This is a genomic window from Telluria sp. PB2R4 (genome assembly GCF_059685695.1).
In genome coordinates this window covers 64,777-80,382 of the sequence record NZ_JCASIC010000015.1, presented here as the reverse complement: position 1 = coordinate 80,382, position 15,606 = coordinate 64,777, and the positions used below count along the sequence as shown (strand labels likewise).

Sequence of the window (15,606 nt, the reverse complement as noted above, 5' to 3'; positions counted from 1 at the left end):
GTGTTTCTCGGGTGCTCTATATATAAGTGGCTTTTGCCCGCGCATCATACATGCTTGCAGGCTGGACGGTTGTCAAAACCGTAGTGTCTGGATAGTAACGATTTGAATTGAGCGGCCAATGATAAGCGCGATGCCGCGGCGTCCGCAAGTCCACACGACCGCGTGTTTCCCCCTGTCAATCCCTCATTTATGCAAGGTAAATATCAATATACAAATTATATAAGCGCTTATACAATCCGAGTGCTGGTCGTTTTGACCATCCACCAGGAGCGCAACATGGAATCCGTTTCCCTCTCGCCAGCCGCCGTCGCGCTACCCGCCCGGAAGGGCCTCACCCGCTTCACCCTGGTCCGTACCCTGCTTGCCCTGCTGGCGGTCTGCCTGCCGGTGGCGCTGGTCCTGGTGCTGTCGTCGCAGATTCCCGACAAATCCATGCGCGCCTACTGGCCGCCCCTGCTCGCGGCACTGCTCGGCTACGCCGGCTACGTGGCGTATGTCCGGCGCATCGAGCACCGCGCGCCAGGCGAGCTGCGCGGCCCGCAGCTCGTGCGCGAACTCGGGATGGGGCTGGCCTTGGGCAGCCTGCTGTTCGTGGCCATGGTCGCAGTGCTGGTGGCAATCGGTCATTACCAGCTGTCCGGCACCGGGGACTGGACCGTGCTGGTGAAATCCTTTACCGAGATGGTGTTTGTCGCCCTGATCGAGGAAGTCCTGTTCCGCGGCGTGCTGCTGCGGATCCCCGAGCGTGCGCTCGGCAGCTGGGCGGCCCTTGGCCTGTCGTCGGTCATCTTTGCACTGGCCCACTTGCCGAACGAGGGCGCCACACCCCTGGCCATCGCCAACACGGCGGTCGCCGGCCTGATGTTCGGGGCCGCTTACCTGGCGACGCGCCGCCTGTGGCTGGCGACCGCTGCGCACTTCGCATGGAACTTCATCTCCGACGGCGTGTTCTCGCTGCCGACCTCGGGCCATCCGGCGCGCGGCCTGCTGCAGGGACAGCTCACCGGACCGGAATGGCTCACCGGCGGCAGCTACGGGCTGGAGGCCTCGGCCCTGTGCCTGGTCGTGTGGGGCCTTGCCAGCGCCTTCCTGCTGCGCCACGCGATCCGCGCCGGGCACATGGTGCCGCGTGCCGGCGCACGGAAGGACGGGGCATGAAGCAGGGCCTGGGCACGCAGTTGCGCCACCTGATCGAACTGCTCGACGGCGCGGTCGAGCAGTCCTACCTCGATGCCGGACTGGCCTACCGCCCGCGCTACACGCCGGTGATGCGCGCCCTGCTCGCGCAAGCGCCGCTCACCGTCGGCGAGATCGCGGCGCGCGCCGGCATCACCCAGCCGGCCGCCACGCAGACGGTGGCGCTCATGATCAGGGAAGGCCTGCTGGTAGCCAGCGCCGGAAAACACGATGGGCGCCAGAAAATGATTGGCTTGAGCGAGGCCGGCCGCGCCATGCTGCCCCGGCTGGAAAGCTGCTGGAAGGCGACGGCCCTGGCCGCAGCCAGGCTCGATGCGCAGCTGCCCTATCCGCTGTCGACTGCCCTGGCGGACGCCATCGGCGCCTTGCAGGAGCAATCGTTCGGGGACCGCATTCGCAGGGCCCGTGCCGCGCAGTCAAGCGAATAGAATAAGAGACACATGACCGTTGCCGAGACGTCCGCATGAAACCATTTCACCATCTCGGCGTCGCAATCCGCGCATGCATGTTCGCGCTCGCCGCCAGCTGCATGCCGTCCGCCCTTGCGGCGCCCAACCCCGACGATGTCATTTATCGCGTGGTCGTCGATCGCATCGTGAAGCACGATCCGCCGCCACGATTCGCCATCTGGGACCGCACCATCGCGCCCGCCACGATACGCGCGCCGCGGGTGCCGCGACACTTGCCGGAGACGCAGTTCGTGAGGGCCTTGCGTGGCTTGCCACCTGCATTGCAGACAAAGCTGCTTGCAGCCGGCGAAGATCCTGAAAGCGGATCGACGACACGCTTCGCTGTCCCGGCCACCGCCTCGGCCTTCACCGGTTTCGTCAAGCAGGACGTCTTGTGGCAGGCAAGTAGGCAAGGCAGGCGCCAGGACTGGCTGCTCGGCATCGGCATGTCCAGGGTGGTCTACGATGATGCCAAGCGCAATGCGCTGGTGTATGCGGAGAGTTGCATGGCGGTGCCCGACGCAATCTGCGGGGGCGAGGGATACTGGCTTGTTCGCGTCGGCCATGCCTGGCGGCTCAAGCGGCATGCATCCCTGTGGCAGGGCGCGGACCGGCCGTTCTGGGCATTTGCCGAAGGCGTCGCCCGAAGTCCCTGACGGCGCCAGGCGCGCCAATGACAACGGGGCCTTGCGGCCCCGTCGATGTATCGGTGATGCGTTGTTCAGTGCAGCAGCCGCGGTTCCTGGTCGTCGTCGTCGCCGAACAGGTCGTCGAACATGAGCGCATCGGGCTCCTTGCCCTGGCTCCACAGGACCATCAGCACGATGATCTTGAGCTTGCCCAGCGCCACCGGCGATTCGTCGCAGGCCAGCGCGCGCTCGATGACGATCTCGCGCTGTGTCGGGCTGAGCACCTTGGCGCTCTCGAGGAACTGGATGAAGCCGATCGCTTCGCTGCCCAGTTCGATGTATTCCTCGTCCACGTAGTAGCGGATGCCGGTGCATGCATCGATTGCGTCGGAAACTGCCGCTTCGGTCAGCCCGGACAGCCAGTCCAGCGCCTCGGAAATCTCGATGTCATCGAATCCGACGGCGGACAGCTTGCGTGCCAGGGCGGCCGGCTCGGGGCAGGCGTCAGGACGATAGTACGTCTCGTAGAGGTAGACCAGGATGTCGAACATAGTGACGCTACTGTAGCAGCTAAGCTCGCCGAGGCACAAGCCTCGCACGTACCACGGGGCGTCATGCGCTGAAAACGTTGTATCGTGGCCTTATCGGTTCATTCAGTTTTGTCGAAATTTAACAAAATTCAGGCCAAACATTTCACAAAAATATCTCAAGAAGAATACCTTTTTTCGCATTGCCTCATGCATGGCGCATGCATGAGAACAGGCATGCTTCGAGGAAAAGGCGATCAGCAGGCGGCTCTTATCAGGCGCTGCACCCGGCCGTCCGGCAAGCGTTCAAGCAGTCCGGCAAGCTCGAGCGCCAGCAGCTCGCCGGCCAGCGCGCCTGCATTGGCCCCCAGGCGACCCAACAGTGCGTCCGGCTCGACCGGGTCGTGCCCCAGCGCGGCCAGCAGCGCATCGCCGCCGGTAGCGGCAGGCGCTGCGGCTGGCCGCAGCAAGGGCGACACACGCATCGCATCCAGCACCTCGTCGACGGTCTCGACCAGATGCGCGCCTTCCCGGATCAACTGGTGACAACCCTTGGCCAGCGCCGAATGGATCGATCCCGGCAGCGCGAACACCTCGCGCCCCTGTTCGGCCGCCATCTGCGCCGTGATCAGGGACCCGGACTGCGCCGCCGCCTCGACCACCAGCACGCCGGCCGCCAGGCCGCTGATGATGCGGTTACGGCGCGGGAAGTTGCCGGCGACTGGCGGCGTGCCGAGCGCGTACTCGCTGAGGATGCAGCCTTCGGCGGCGATGCGATGCGCCAGCGCGCGGTTGCGTGCCGGGTAGATACGGTCGGGGCCGGTGCCAATGACTGCGATGGTCGAACCCGGTCCGCGCAGTGCGCCTTCGTGGGCGGCGGTATCGATGCCGAGCGCCATGCCCGACACCACGCACAGGCCGGCGCGCGACAGGCTTTCCGCGAACGCTTCCGCATTGGCCCTGCCCTGTGTGCTCGCGTTGCGGCTGCCGACCACGGCGATGGCGGGCGAGGACAACAGTTCTCGCCGTCCGTTTAAATAGAGCAGCAGCGGCGGATCGGGAATATGCCGCAAGGCCGCCGGATAATCGGCGTCGTGCAGCGTAAGGAGGTGGTGGTTCGGCTGGGACAGCCAGGCCAGCGTGATGTCGGTCTGCTGCGCGAGTTCGGGTGTGAGCGGGGCGCACAGCGCGGCGGCCTGCGCGCTCGGCACGTGGGCGGCAAGGGCCGCGTAAGCGGCATGAAAGATCGCCGCAGGCGAGCCGAAGACGTCCAGCAACAGCCCGGCAGTCCGGCATCCCACTCCACGCACACCTTCCAGCCGGATCCAGTCGGCGATGGCGTCGGAGTCTGGATGGCTGGCGATGACAGTGTGGGGAGCCGTGTCCTGCACGGTAGCGTTTACTCCGGTGAGCGCGCCACGTCGCCGACTTCCACCGGCGCCGTTACTTGCATGATCAGACCATACGAGATGTTCTTGAACACGCGGAAAATGAACAGGCTGCCGTATTGCTCGTCGGGCAGCTTGATGGCCTGTTTGCCGAAGCCGAGCACGCCTTTATGGGCAGGGTCCGGCACCGTCTTCCCGAGATGATAGAGCTGCAGCACGGAACCGACATCGAGTCCGTCAACACTGCCGCGATTGACGGTCACCACCTGGCTCTGGCCGGCATAGCTCACGCCCGAATAAATCGACATCACGCGCGCATCGACGAGTTGCGCCGGCGCATGCGGCATGTAGTTGCGCACCGGCGCCGGCGGCATCGGGATCAGGAGATCGCCGACACCCATTTCCCGGCGCGTCTCGCTGACGCGGAAGGTATGCGCATCCACCCCCGGCGCCGCTTCACGGTCGAGCGTGACGCTGCCGAGGTAGGCGGCTTCGTGTGCAAGCACCGTGCCGGTCTGCGGATCGACCAGCGGCCCGCTGGGACGGAAGACCTGGAAGCTCTTGCCGCCCTGCAGCATGCCTTTGACATAGACGCGGTCGCCCGTGCCAAGGTAGACCCGTCCTTCCTGCGAAGCCACGATGCGCGGGGCATTGGCCAGCTCGCCCGCCTCGACCACCAGCGGCTGGGTCAGGTAGGGTTCGATCATCCCGGCCGGAATCGACTGCACGGCATTGCGCTCGAGCGCTTCGGTGCGCAGCTGCGGCGACAGCCTGGTGAGCGGCGGCTCGCCCCTTACATCGCCGCCGCCCGGGCGGGTCAGGGACAGGCGGCCACGGGTGCGATCGAAATAAATGACCTGGCCGGGATAAATCCAGTGCGGGTTGCGGATCTCGTCGCGGTTCATGCCCCACACCTGCGGCCAGCACCACGGATTCTGCAGGAAGGCGCCAGAAATGTCCCACAGCGTATCGCCCTTGACGACGACATGCTGGTCGGGGGCGTTCGGGCGAAACTTGCAGTCGGCAGCCTGGACCGGGCTCGCCACGGCACACACGACGAGGGCCACGGCAGCAGCGCGGGTCGCGACTGTGCTAAAATTTTTCATTGCATACGTCCGTCGTTGCGTCCGCTGTTGCGTACTTGGATTGCGGCTTTGACACCGGATGGCTGGCAGCGCGTACCGTACTGCTGCAAGAAACAGCACGCGAATTTGTACAGTGCCCGCGCCCGATCGACAAAAGGTTGCCGTACTGAATCAAATTCTGCACACAAATCCCTGAACTAGCAAGACAAACCGCGTCCTGCAGGACCGGGGATGTGTTGCATTTCTGTACGCGCACTCCGATTTGCCGAAGCTTTGCCGAACCCGTTATTGAACTGACATTCCTTGGAATACCTCCGACCATGGCCTTACTGAAGATCCTCCGCTACCCCGATCCACGCCTGCACAAGGTCGCCAAGCCGGTCACCGAATTCGGTACCGAACACCTGCGCCAGCTGGTCAAGGACATGGCCGACACCATGTACGACGCGCCGGGCGTGGGCCTGGCCGCGTCCCAGGTGGACGTGCACGAGCGCGTGGTGGTCATCGACGTCAGCGAAAGCACCGACCAGCTGATGGTCTTCGTCAACCCGGAAATCACCTGGGCCAGCGACGAGAAGCAGGTCTACGACGAAGGCTGCCTGTCGGTGCCCGGCATCTACGACGGGGTCGAGCGTCCGTCGCGCGTCAAGTGCAAGGCCTTTGACGTCGAAGGCAATCCATTCGAGGTCGAAGCCGACGGCCTGCTGGCCGTGTGCATCCAGCACGAGATGGACCACCTGATGGGCAAGGTGTTCGTCGAATACCTGTCGCCGCTCAAGCGCAACCGCATCAAGGCCAAGCTGCAAAAGGAAGAGCGCGGCATGGAGCGCGACGCCGCCGTGCGCAGCGCCCGTCGATGAAAGTTGTCTTTGCCGGCACGCCCGAGTTTGCCGCTGTCGCCCTGCGTGCCCTGCACGAGGCCGGCTTCGAGATCCCGCTGGTCCTGACCCAGCCCGACCGTCCTGCCGGGCGCGGCATGCAATTGCAAGCCTCGGCGGTCAAGCAATATGCGCTGGCGCACGGCATGCCCGTCGCCCAGCCCTTGTCGCTGCGCATGGACGCCAAGGACCCGCAGCGCGCGGAAGAAGCCCGCGCGGCCCATGAGCGCCTGCTGGGCCTCGATTACGACGTGATGGTGGTCGCGGCCTATGGCCTGATCCTGCCGCGCAGCACACTCGACATCAAACCCTGCATCAACATCCACGGTTCGCTGTTGCCGCGCTGGCGCGGGGCGGCGCCGATCCACCGCGCGATCGAAGCCGGCGACCTGGAGACCGGCGTGACCATCATGGGCATGGAAGAAGGCCTCGATACCGGGCCGATGATGCTGATCGAACGCGTCGCGATCGACGATGGCGATACCACCGGCACCCTGCACGACAAGCTGGCCGCATTGGGCGGGCGCATGATCGTCGCGGCGCTGCGCAAGATGGAAGCCGGCCAGCTCGCGGCCGTGCCACAGCCGGAACAGGGCGTGACCTACGCCGCCAAGATCAGCAAGGAAGAGGCGAAACTGGACTTCGGCCTGCCGGCCGAGCTGCTGTGGCGCCAGGTGCGTGCCTTCAATCCCTTCCCGGGGGCGCACGGGCTGGTCGACGGCGTGACGGTCAAGCTATGGAATGCGGAACTGGCTTCCGGCAATGGAACGCCGGGACAGGTGCTGTCGGCCGATGCAGGCGGCATCGTGGTGGCCTGCGGCACGGGTGCGTTGCGCATGACCGAGCTGCAAAAGCCCGGTGGCAAGCGCCTGGCGGCGGCGGAGTTCCTGAAAAGCTTTCCGTTGGCTGAGAAAAGCTTTTCGTAGGTGGGCGGCTTCGCCGCCCACGCGTTCAACCAGCGTTTTCACGGACGCGCTGCGGTATTTTTCCTGGTAACTATCACCGCGTGGGCGGGAGACCCGCCTACGCTACGTAAAACCACTCAACAAAAAAAATGGCGCTGTCACCATTACGTATTGATGACTCCGACTGCGATACGCAGCAATTGTTCGACAGAAATAACTCGCTCACCATCTAGTGCCCGATGCCAGCCCAGGTAATTCGGCAGGTAGCGCGAGGCCACGCCATGAAACCGCGCCAGCCACTGGCGCAAGCGCTGGTGGTAGGCGTTCACGGACTGGACATGGATGGCACCGGCAGTACTATGGCGCACCCGTCGTCCCGCTCGCAGGTTGACCGCCTGGTGAGCAATGCCATGCTTGCGTGCGAACGCCCGGTAAGCGGCGTTCGAATCGCTGACCAGGAGCACTTGCTTATCTAACTTGGGCAATAGGTGGCGCTCCAGTTGCGCCATTTTGAGGGCGCCGCGGCCGACCAGTGCACCGATCGTCTGCCTGCTACGGTCGCGTGCGACCAGGACGCAGTCGAGCTCGTTCGAGATGCCGCGTCTTCTTGCCCTGCCGCCCCGTTTGCGCGGCGCCCGGTCCAGCTTGCGTGAGCCCTTTTGCGATTCCAGGATGAACATTTCGTCAGCCTCGACAATGCCGTGCAGGCTCTGCGGCTGGTCGTACTTGACCCGGTCGAGGAAGCGGTGGCGCCAGCGAAAGGCGGTGTTGCGGTGTACGCCGGTGTCAACGGCGGCGGTGCGCACCGGCTTCGATTCGCGCAGCGCACTGAGATAATCGAGCCATTTCTCGCGCAGGCGCAGCCGCGCCAGCGGTGTGCCGCTCAGATCGTTGAAGGTGCGCCCGCAGTCACGGCAGCGGTAGCGCTGCAGCTTATTGGCCTGGCCATGGCGGTAATGGCGGGCGCTAGTGCAACGCGGGCAGCGGCGCGCCACTGCGCCGATTTGCCCGATGAGCGCGATTACCTGGTCGAGACCGGCGGCCGGATGCAGGGCGGCCAGTGTTTGCAGGCGCTGCGGCTGGTTCAGCGCAGGCAGTCGTGCGAACCATTTCTTGAAACTGGGTGCTTTCACGGCCGGCTCCCGTCGATGCAGACGGGTGTTCGACCGTTAAGGAGCTCAGCAGTTCAATCCTCATCCATAGCCAAAGGTGACAGCGCCAAAAAAATGGCGCTGTCACCATTACGTATTGATGACTCCGACTGCGATACGCAGCAATTGTTCGACAGAAATAACTCGCTCACCATCTAGTGCCCGATGCCAGCCCAGGTAATTCGGCAGGTAGCGCGAGGCCACGCCATGAAACCGCGCCAGCCACTGGCGCAAGCGCTGGTGGTAGGCGTTCACGGACTGGACATGGATGGCACCGGCAGTACTATGGCGCACCCGTCGTCCCGCTCGCAGGTTGACCGCCTGGTGAGCAATGCCATGCTTGCGTGCGAACGCCCGGTAAGCGGCGTTCGAATCGGTGACGAGGAGCGCTTGCTCATCCAGCTTGGGCAACAGATGGCATTCCAGTTGCGGCACCTTCAAGGCGCCGCGGCCAATCAGTGCACCGATCGTCTGCCTGCTGCGGTCGCGTGCGACCAGAATGCAGTCGAGCTCGTTCGAGATGCCGCGTTTTCTTGCCCTGCCGCCCCGTTTGCGCGGCGCCCGGTCCAGCTTGCGTGAGCCCTTTTGCGATTCCAGGATGAACATTTCGTCGGCCTCGACAATGCCGTGCAGTCGCTGCGGCAGGTCGTGCTTGACCCGGTCGAGGAAACGGTGGCGCCAGCGAAAGGCGGTGTTGCGGTGTACGCCGGTGTCAACCGCGGCGGTGCGCACCGGCTTCGATTCGCGGACGGCGCCGAGATAATCGAGCCACTTCTCGCGCAGGCGCAGCCGTGCCAGTGGCGTGCCGCTCAGATCGTTGAAGGTGCGCCCGCAGTCACGGCAGCGGTAGCGCTGCAGCTTATTGGCCTGGCCATGGCGGTAATGGCGGGCGCTAGTGCAACGCGGGCAGCGGCGCGCCACTGCGCCGATTTGCCCGATGAGCGCGATTACCTGGTCGAGACCGGCGGCCGGATGCAGGGCGGCCAGTGTTTGCAGGCGCTGCGGCTGGTTCAGCGCAGGCAGTCGTGCGAACCATTTCTTGAAACTGGGTGCTTTCACGGCCGGCTCCCGTCGATGCAGACGGGTGTTCGACCGTTAAGGAGCTCAGCAGTTCAATCCTCATCCATAGCCAAAGGTGACAGCGCAAAAAAAATCGGGGCATTCGCCCCGACATCACTTCATCACTTCTCTTCCGGCGCAGCGGCTCGCTGCCCATCCATGTACTCGCGGAGTACCTGGTTGATACGGGTCTGGTAACCCGGACCCGCCGACTTGAACCATTCCAGCATGTCCACGTCCAGGCGGATCGTCACGATCTGCTTCACGCCGTTGATGGTTTGCGGCTTCGCGGCAACAGCCACGTCTTCAATGCGGTTCACCGCTTGATCCCAGTCCGGCTCATACTCTTTGTTCATGCAATCATCCCGTTAAAAGCTTCGCCAACAATGTGACGACCAGGTAATTGTCGTCCGTGTATGTAACGTAAAGATTGCGGATGTGTTGGGTTTTGTAACGTCATGTAACAGTTCCTGCGATCAATACATAAAGATACATACACGGAGCGGCATTTTTGGCACCGCCAGAGCGATGCCGTGTCATGACGTATAATCGTAGACCGCCCAACAGTAACGGTCTGTCAAGCCGCTCACTCAGAAAGACGCCCACATGAACGCCCCACTTCGCTCCCTCTCCCCGATCGACTCCCAGCTGCGCGACATCCTGAAGCGCCGCATCATGATCCTGGACGGCGCGATGGGTACCATCATCCAGCAGTACAAACTGGATGAAGCGGCCTACCGCGGCGAGCGTTTCGCGAACTTCGCCGCGCCGGAAGGCAGCGGCGGACGCGAACTCTTCGTCAAGGGGAACAACGAGCTGCTCACGCTCACCCAGCCGCACATCATCCAGGAGATCCACGAGCGCTACCTCGCCGCCGGCGCCGACCTGGTCGAAACGAATACCTTCGGCGCAACCGGCGTGGCGCAGGACGATTACCACATGGCGCATCTCGCCTACGAGATGAACGTCGAAGCCGCCAGGCTGGCGCGCGCCGCCTGCGACAAATACAGTACGCCGGACAAGCCGCGCTTCGTGGCCGGCGCCCTCGGCCCGACCCCGAAGACGGCGTCGATCTCGCCCGACGTCAACGACCCGGCGGCCCGCAACGTCACCTTCGATCAACTCGTGGCCAGCTACCACGAACAGGTACGCGGCCTGGTGGACGGCGGTTCCGACGTGCTGCTGGTCGAGACCATTTTCGACACCTTGAACTGCAAGGCCGCACTGTTCGCGATCGACCAGTACTTCGACGAACACCCGGCTACGGCGCGCCTGCCGATCATGATCTCGGGCACCGTGACCGACGCCTCGGGCCGCATCCTGTCGGGCCAGACCGTCGCGGCCTTCTGGAATTCGGTGCGCCACGCCCGGCCCATCACCATCGGCCTGAACTGCGCCCTCGGCGCCGCGCTGATGCGTCCCTATGCCGAAGAGCTGTCGCAGATCGCCGATACCTTCGTCTGCATCTACCCGAACGCCGGCCTGCCCAATCCGATGAGCGACACCGGCTTCGACGAGCTGCCCGCCGACACCTCGGCCCTGCTGGCCGAATTCGCCGATGCCGGTTTCGTCAACATCGCCGGCGGCTGCTGCGGCACGACGCCGGAGCATATCGCCGCCATCGCGAAGATGCTGGAAGGCCGTCCGCCACGCGAAGTGCCGGCGATTCCGGTGGCCATGCGCCTGTCGGGCCTGGAGCCCTTCACCATCGACGAGAGCTCGCTGTTCGTGAACGTCGGCGAGCGCACCAACGTCACCGGTTCCAAGGCTTTTGCCCGCATGATCCTGAACGAGCAGTTCGACGAGGCGCTGTCGGTGGCGCGCCAGCAGGTCGAGAACGGCGCCCAGGTCATCGACATCAACATGGACGAGGCGATGCTCGACTCGCAGGCCGCGATGACGCGTTTCCTGAACCTGATCGCCTCCGAGCCCGACATCTCGCGCGTGCCGATCATGATCGACTCGTCCAAATGGAGCGTGATCGAAGCGGGCCTGAAGTGCGTGCAGGGCAAGGCCATCGTCAATTCGATCTCGATGAAGGAAGGCGAGGAAGAATTCATCCGCCAGGCCACCCTGTGCCGCCGCTACGGCGCGGCCGTCATCGTGATGGCGTTCGACGAACAGGGCCAGGCCGACACCTTCGCGCGCAAGACCGAGATCTGCGGCCGCGCCTATCAAGTGCTGACCGAGAAGGTGGGCTTCCCGCCGGAAGACATCATCTTCGACCCGAACATCTTCGCGATCGCCACCGGCATCGAGGAACACAACAACTACGCCGTGGACTTCATCGAAGCCTGCGCCTGGATCCGCAAGAACCTGCCCTACGCACAGGTGTCGGGCGGCGTGTCGAACGTCTCGTTCAGCTTCCGCGGCAACGACCCGGCGCGCGAGGCGATCCACACCGTGTTCCTGTACCACGCGATCAAGGCCGGCCTCTCCATGGGCATCGTCAACGCCGGCATGGTCGGCGTCTACGACGACCTGCCCGCAGAGTTGCGCGAGCGCGTCGAAGACGTGGTGCTGAACCGCCGCGAGGACGCGACCGAGCGCATGATCGAATTCGCCGGCACCCTGAAGGCCGGCGGCGGCAAGCAGGAACAGAACCTCGAGTGGCGCAACACCCCGGTCGAGAAGCGCCTGGCGCACGCGCTGGTCCACGGCATCACCCAGTGGATCGTCGAAGACACCGAAGAGATGCGCCAGCAGGTCCTGGCGGCGAACGGCCGCCCGATCCACGTGATCGAGGGCCCGCTGATGGACGGCATGAACATCGTCGGCGACCTGTTCGGACAGGGCAAGATGTTCCTGCCGCAGGTGGTGAAATCGGCGCGCGTGATGAAGCAGGCCGTGGCCCACCTGATCCCCTTCATCGAAGCAGAAAAGCTTGAGGAAGAACGCCGCACCGGCATCGTCGCCAAGCCGAAGGGCAAGATGGTCATCGCGACCGTCAAGGGCGACGTGCACGACATCGGCAAGAACATCGTCTCGGTGGTCCTGCAGTGTAATAACTTCGAGATCGTGAACATGGGCGTGATGGTGCCCTGCTCCGACATCCTGGCCAAGGCCAAGGAAGAGAACGCCGACATGGTCGGCCTGTCGGGCCTGATCACGCCTTCGCTGGAAGAGATGGCCCACGTGGCGCGCGAGATGCAGCGCGACCCTTATTTCCGCGAGAAGAAGATCCCCTTGCTCATCGGCGGCGCCACCACCAGCCGCGCCCACACCGCCGTGAAGATCGCGCCGCACTACGAAGGCCCGGTGGTCTATGTGCCGGACGCCTCGCGCTCGGTGTCGGTGGGCCAGTCGCTGCTCACGGACGACACCCGCGACGCCTACATCATCGAGCTGGCCCAGGACTACGAGCGCATCCGCGTGCAGCACGCCAGCAAGAAGGCGCTGCCGATGCTGACCCTGGAGCAGGCGCGCGGCAACAAGGCACGCCTGGCCTACGCACCGAAGAAACCCAAGTTCATCGGCCGCCGCGTGTTCAAGAACGTCGAGCTGGGCGAGCTGGCGCGCTACATCGACTGGGCCCCGTTCTTCCAGACCTGGGACCTGGCCGGCCCCTACCCGGCCATCCTCACGGATGACGTGGTCGGCGAAGCGGCGACCAAGGTATTCGAGGAAGCCCAGGCGATGCTCAAGAAGATCATCGACGGCCGCTGGCTGACCGCCAACGGCGCCATCGCGCTGTTGCCGGCAAACGCGGTGAACGACGACGACATCGAGATCTATACCGACGAATCGCGCAAGGACGTCGCCTTTACCTGGTACGGCCTGCGCCAGCAGGGCGTCAAGCCGGTGGTCGACGGCGAGCAGCGCCCGAACCAGTGCCTGTCCGATTTCATCGCGCCGAAGGAGTCCGGTGTGGCCGACTACATCGGCATGTTCGCGGTGACTGCAGGCCTGGGCATCGAGAAGCACGAGCAGCGCTTCGAAGCGGCGCTCGACGACTACTCGTCGATCATGCTCAAGGCCCTGGCCGACCGCCTGGCCGAGGCCTTCGCCGAGTACCTGCACGAGCGCGTGCGCACCGACCTGTGGGGCTACGCCGCGGGCGAAGACCTGTCGAACGAAGCCCTGATCAAGGAAGCCTACCAGGGCATCCGCCCGGCGCCGGGCTACCCGGCCTGCCCGGAACACACGGTGAAGGCCGAGCTGTTCCGCACCCTGCAGGCCGGGGAAATCGGCATGGAGCTGACCGAGTCGTTCGCGATGTACCCGGGCGCCGCGGTGTCGGGTTTCTACTTCGCGCACCCGGAATCGAAGTACTTCGTGGTCGGCAAGATCGGCGAAGACCAGCTCGAGGACATGGCACGCCGCCGCGGCATGGACAAGAGCGAACTCGAGCGTTACCTGGCGCCGAACCTGTCGTAATCTTCTCCTGCGCCGCCGCCAAACTTCTGTTCGATTGCACTGTCTAATCCAGTGCAATCGCTCAAAGTTCAGGGGGGACATCATGGCAATGCAACTGTCGTCCAGTCGCTGGCAAGACCAGCTCATGGTCGTGATCGGCGTCTGGCTGCTCATCTCGCCCTGGGTACTCGCCTACCCTCCCGATTCGATTCCGGCCGTGAATGCCTGGCTCTCGGGCGTGCTCATCTCGCTATTGGCCGCATTCGACCTGGTCAAGACTTATGTCTGGGCCGTGCTGCTGAATATCGTGGTGGGAGCGTGGGTGACGGTCTCGCCCTGGGTGGTCGACACGCTGGGCGATCCAGCCATGACATGGAGCCTGGCCATCAGCGGCATCGCCACCATCGTGCTGGGAACCTGGGAGCTGCGCAGCGATCCGGAGCTGCACAGTCAGTGGACGCGTTCCAGCGCCACCTGATGATCTGCTGGCGCCGCACTTAAAGGGTGGGCGGGGTAATTTCAGGCAATGCCCGGAATTACAGGCGCCCACGCGGTGATAGGCAGGCTTTGATCAGCCGCGCCGGCAATTCCGGCACATGTTGAACGCGTGGGCAGGAAACCTGCCCACGCTACAATTACGCGGCGAAATTGGGTTTCCGGCGTTGCGGATCAAATCGCGTAGCGAACGACCTTGTCGCTCCACTCGAACGCCGACACCTCGAGTTCGGCCAGGTCGTCGCCGTCGATCGACAGTTCATTCAGCTGGGGCAGCACTTCGTCCTGCGCATCGTCCATGCGCTCGATCGATTCGGCCAGGCGCAACAGCTCGCCGAAGAAGCCGCGGCGCACCAGCAGCGCGTGGCGCACTTCGTCGATCACGGGAATCTGTTCCACGATGTCCTGCATCGGGATGCAGAACAGCGTGTCCATCAGCGACATCATGCCCACCGTGAACGCGATGTCGGCCACGTTGCGCTGGCCAGGGCGCAGGCGCTGCGCCAGCAGCTCCATCAGGCGCGCGCGGGTGGTGGCCAGCATCAGGAGCGGACTCAGATTGTGGCCGCGCACGCCGGGCTCGGCGTACATCAGTATCTGCAGCCAGCGCTGTAGCTGGCGGCGGCCCAGCAGCATGATGGCCTGGCTGACCGACTCGATGCGCCGCCCTGCCCCTGCCGCCGGCGTGTTCACCAGGCGCAGCAGGTTCAGGCCGAGCGTGACGTCCTTCTTGACCGCGCGCTCGATCTCGAGATTGTCGGCCTCCGAGGTCACCAGGTTCATCAGGTCCATCACCGCCGCCTGTGACGGCGACAACTTGCGGCCCGCGATGACGGTCGGCTTGGCAAAGTAATAGCCCTGGAAATAATCGAAGCCGATGTCCAGGCAGGTGCGGTATTCGCTGTGGGTCTCGACCTTCTCGGCCACCAGGCGCTTGCCGGTGCCGCGCAGGCGCGGCGCCAGCGACAGCAGGGTCACCACCGGCAGTTCGCGCAGGTCCATCTTGACGTAATCGATCACCGGCAGCAGGCGCGCCAGGCTGGCGCCGTGGGCCGACGCTTCGGCTGCAAAGCGGAAGCCATGCGAGGACAGTTCGGTCATGCGCCGGATGACGGCGTCGGTCGGCTCGACCGAGCGCACGATCTCGAGCACGGTGCGTTCGCGCGGCAGGAAGGCGAACATGTCGCTATGCAGGACTTCGGCGTCGACGTTCAGGAAGGCGGTGGCGTCGCCGATTGCGCGCGGCAGGCCCAGTTGGGATGCGTGGTGGATGACGCTGGCGCTGGCCGACAGGCCGGAGTCGATCTGGGCCGGTCCCTGGGCGCTGCCTCGGAACAGCAGTTCATAGCCGAACAGCGCCTGGTTACGGTCGAGCACCGGCTGGCGCCCGAGGTAGAAGTTGCGCAGTTTTAGCGGCGGTGATGCCTGGTCATGGCTGGCGGTATCGGTCATGTCGTCTGGGATGGCTCGCGAACAGGGCTACTTTA

Annotated in this window: 14 protein-coding genes; 7 read left to right on the top strand and 7 right to left on the bottom strand. The window is 64.4% G+C overall.

Translation table 11 applies throughout. The features are described 5' to 3' along the window. Positions 1-276: 276 nt before the first annotated feature. Genes AC56LU_RS21180 through AC56LU_RS21170 form a run of 3 tightly spaced genes read left to right on the top strand, consistent with a single transcriptional unit; the run spans position 277 to position 2,302 of the window. Positions 277-1,158, top strand: a complete 882-nt coding sequence (locus AC56LU_RS21180) for a CPBP family intramembrane glutamic endopeptidase (protein WP_497177593.1) — start codon at positions 277-279, stop codon at positions 1,156-1,158. Then, a complete protein-coding gene (locus tag AC56LU_RS21175) occupies positions 1,155-1,625 on the top strand; it encodes a MarR family winged helix-turn-helix transcriptional regulator (RefSeq protein WP_497177592.1) in 471 nt (156 codons plus the stop codon). Before AC56LU_RS21180 ends, AC56LU_RS21175 begins: the two co-directional genes overlap by 4 nt. 35 nt (positions 1,626-1,660) lie before the next feature. Then, positions 1,661-2,302: a hypothetical protein gene (locus AC56LU_RS21170; RefSeq protein ID WP_497177591.1), complete on the top strand. Its 642-nt coding sequence runs from the start codon at positions 1,661-1,663 to the stop codon at positions 2,300-2,302. Between the two features lie 65 nt (positions 2,303-2,367). On the opposite strand, the gene AC56LU_RS21165 is transcribed toward AC56LU_RS21170, so the two are convergent. The 3 genes from AC56LU_RS21165 to AC56LU_RS21155 all read right to left on the bottom strand — a co-directional run bounded on the left by AC56LU_RS21165 (position 2,368) and on the right by AC56LU_RS21155 (position 5,296). Next, complete coding sequence (locus AC56LU_RS21165; protein ID WP_497177590.1) at positions 2,368-2,826, bottom strand: Smg family protein; 459 nt, start codon at positions 2,824-2,826, stop codon at positions 2,368-2,370. Between the two features lie 233 nt (positions 2,827-3,059). Next, a complete protein-coding gene (dprA, locus tag AC56LU_RS21160) occupies positions 3,060-4,193 on the bottom strand; it encodes a DNA-processing protein DprA (RefSeq protein ID WP_497177589.1) in 1,134 nt (377 codons plus the stop codon). Between the two features lie 8 nt (positions 4,194-4,201). After that, positions 4,202-5,296, bottom strand: coding sequence for a LysM peptidoglycan-binding domain-containing protein (locus tag AC56LU_RS21155; protein WP_497177588.1), 1,095 nt, complete (start codon positions 5,294-5,296; stop codon positions 4,202-4,204). A 299-nt stretch (positions 5,297-5,595) separates the two neighbouring features. On the opposite strand from AC56LU_RS21155, the gene def reads away from it, so the two are divergent. Together def and fmt are read left to right on the top strand one after the other, a co-directional pair. After that, positions 5,596-6,135, top strand: a complete 540-nt coding sequence (gene def, locus AC56LU_RS21150; RefSeq protein WP_497177587.1) for a peptide deformylase — start codon at positions 5,596-5,598, stop codon at positions 6,133-6,135. Then, positions 6,132-7,079 (top strand): methionyl-tRNA formyltransferase, encoded by a 948-nt coding sequence (gene fmt, locus AC56LU_RS21145; RefSeq protein WP_497177586.1) that lies wholly within the window; start codon positions 6,132-6,134, stop codon positions 7,077-7,079. Before def ends, fmt begins: the two co-directional genes overlap by 4 nt. Before the next feature lie 143 nt (positions 7,080-7,222). Here fmt and AC56LU_RS21140 read toward each other — a convergent pair whose 3' ends face one another. The 3 genes from AC56LU_RS21140 to AC56LU_RS21130 all read right to left on the bottom strand — a co-directional run bounded on the left by AC56LU_RS21140 (position 7,223) and on the right by AC56LU_RS21130 (position 9,624). Next, positions 7,223-8,191 (bottom strand): IS1595 family transposase, encoded by a 969-nt coding sequence (locus tag AC56LU_RS21140; RefSeq protein ID WP_497177585.1) that lies wholly within the window; start codon positions 8,189-8,191, stop codon positions 7,223-7,225. A gap of 108 nt (positions 8,192-8,299) precedes the next feature. Next, complete coding sequence (locus AC56LU_RS21135; RefSeq protein ID WP_497177584.1) at positions 8,300-9,268, bottom strand: IS1595 family transposase; 969 nt, start codon at positions 9,266-9,268, stop codon at positions 8,300-8,302. A gap of 122 nt (positions 9,269-9,390) precedes the next feature. Beyond that, positions 9,391-9,624 (bottom strand): BrnA antitoxin family protein, encoded by a 234-nt coding sequence (locus AC56LU_RS21130; protein WP_497177583.1) that lies wholly within the window; start codon positions 9,622-9,624, stop codon positions 9,391-9,393. Positions 9,625-9,874: 250 nt separating this feature from the next. Here AC56LU_RS21130 and metH point away from each other — a divergent pair, with 250 nt between their 5' ends. Both metH and AC56LU_RS21120 read left to right on the top strand, forming a co-directional pair. Then, complete coding sequence (gene metH / locus AC56LU_RS21125) at positions 9,875-13,645, top strand: methionine synthase (protein WP_497177582.1); 3,771 nt, start codon at positions 9,875-9,877, stop codon at positions 13,643-13,645. 82 nt (positions 13,646-13,727) lie between these two features. Then, complete coding sequence (locus tag AC56LU_RS21120; RefSeq protein WP_497177581.1) at positions 13,728-14,102, top strand: SPW repeat protein; 375 nt, start codon at positions 13,728-13,730, stop codon at positions 14,100-14,102. A gap of 191 nt (positions 14,103-14,293) precedes the next feature. Here the strand turns inward: AC56LU_RS21120 and AC56LU_RS21115 are convergent, their stop codons facing one another. After that, positions 14,294-15,571, bottom strand: a complete 1,278-nt coding sequence (locus AC56LU_RS21115; RefSeq protein ID WP_497177580.1) for an EAL and HDOD domain-containing protein — start codon at positions 15,569-15,571, stop codon at positions 14,294-14,296. Positions 15,572-15,606 lie beyond the last annotated feature (35 nt).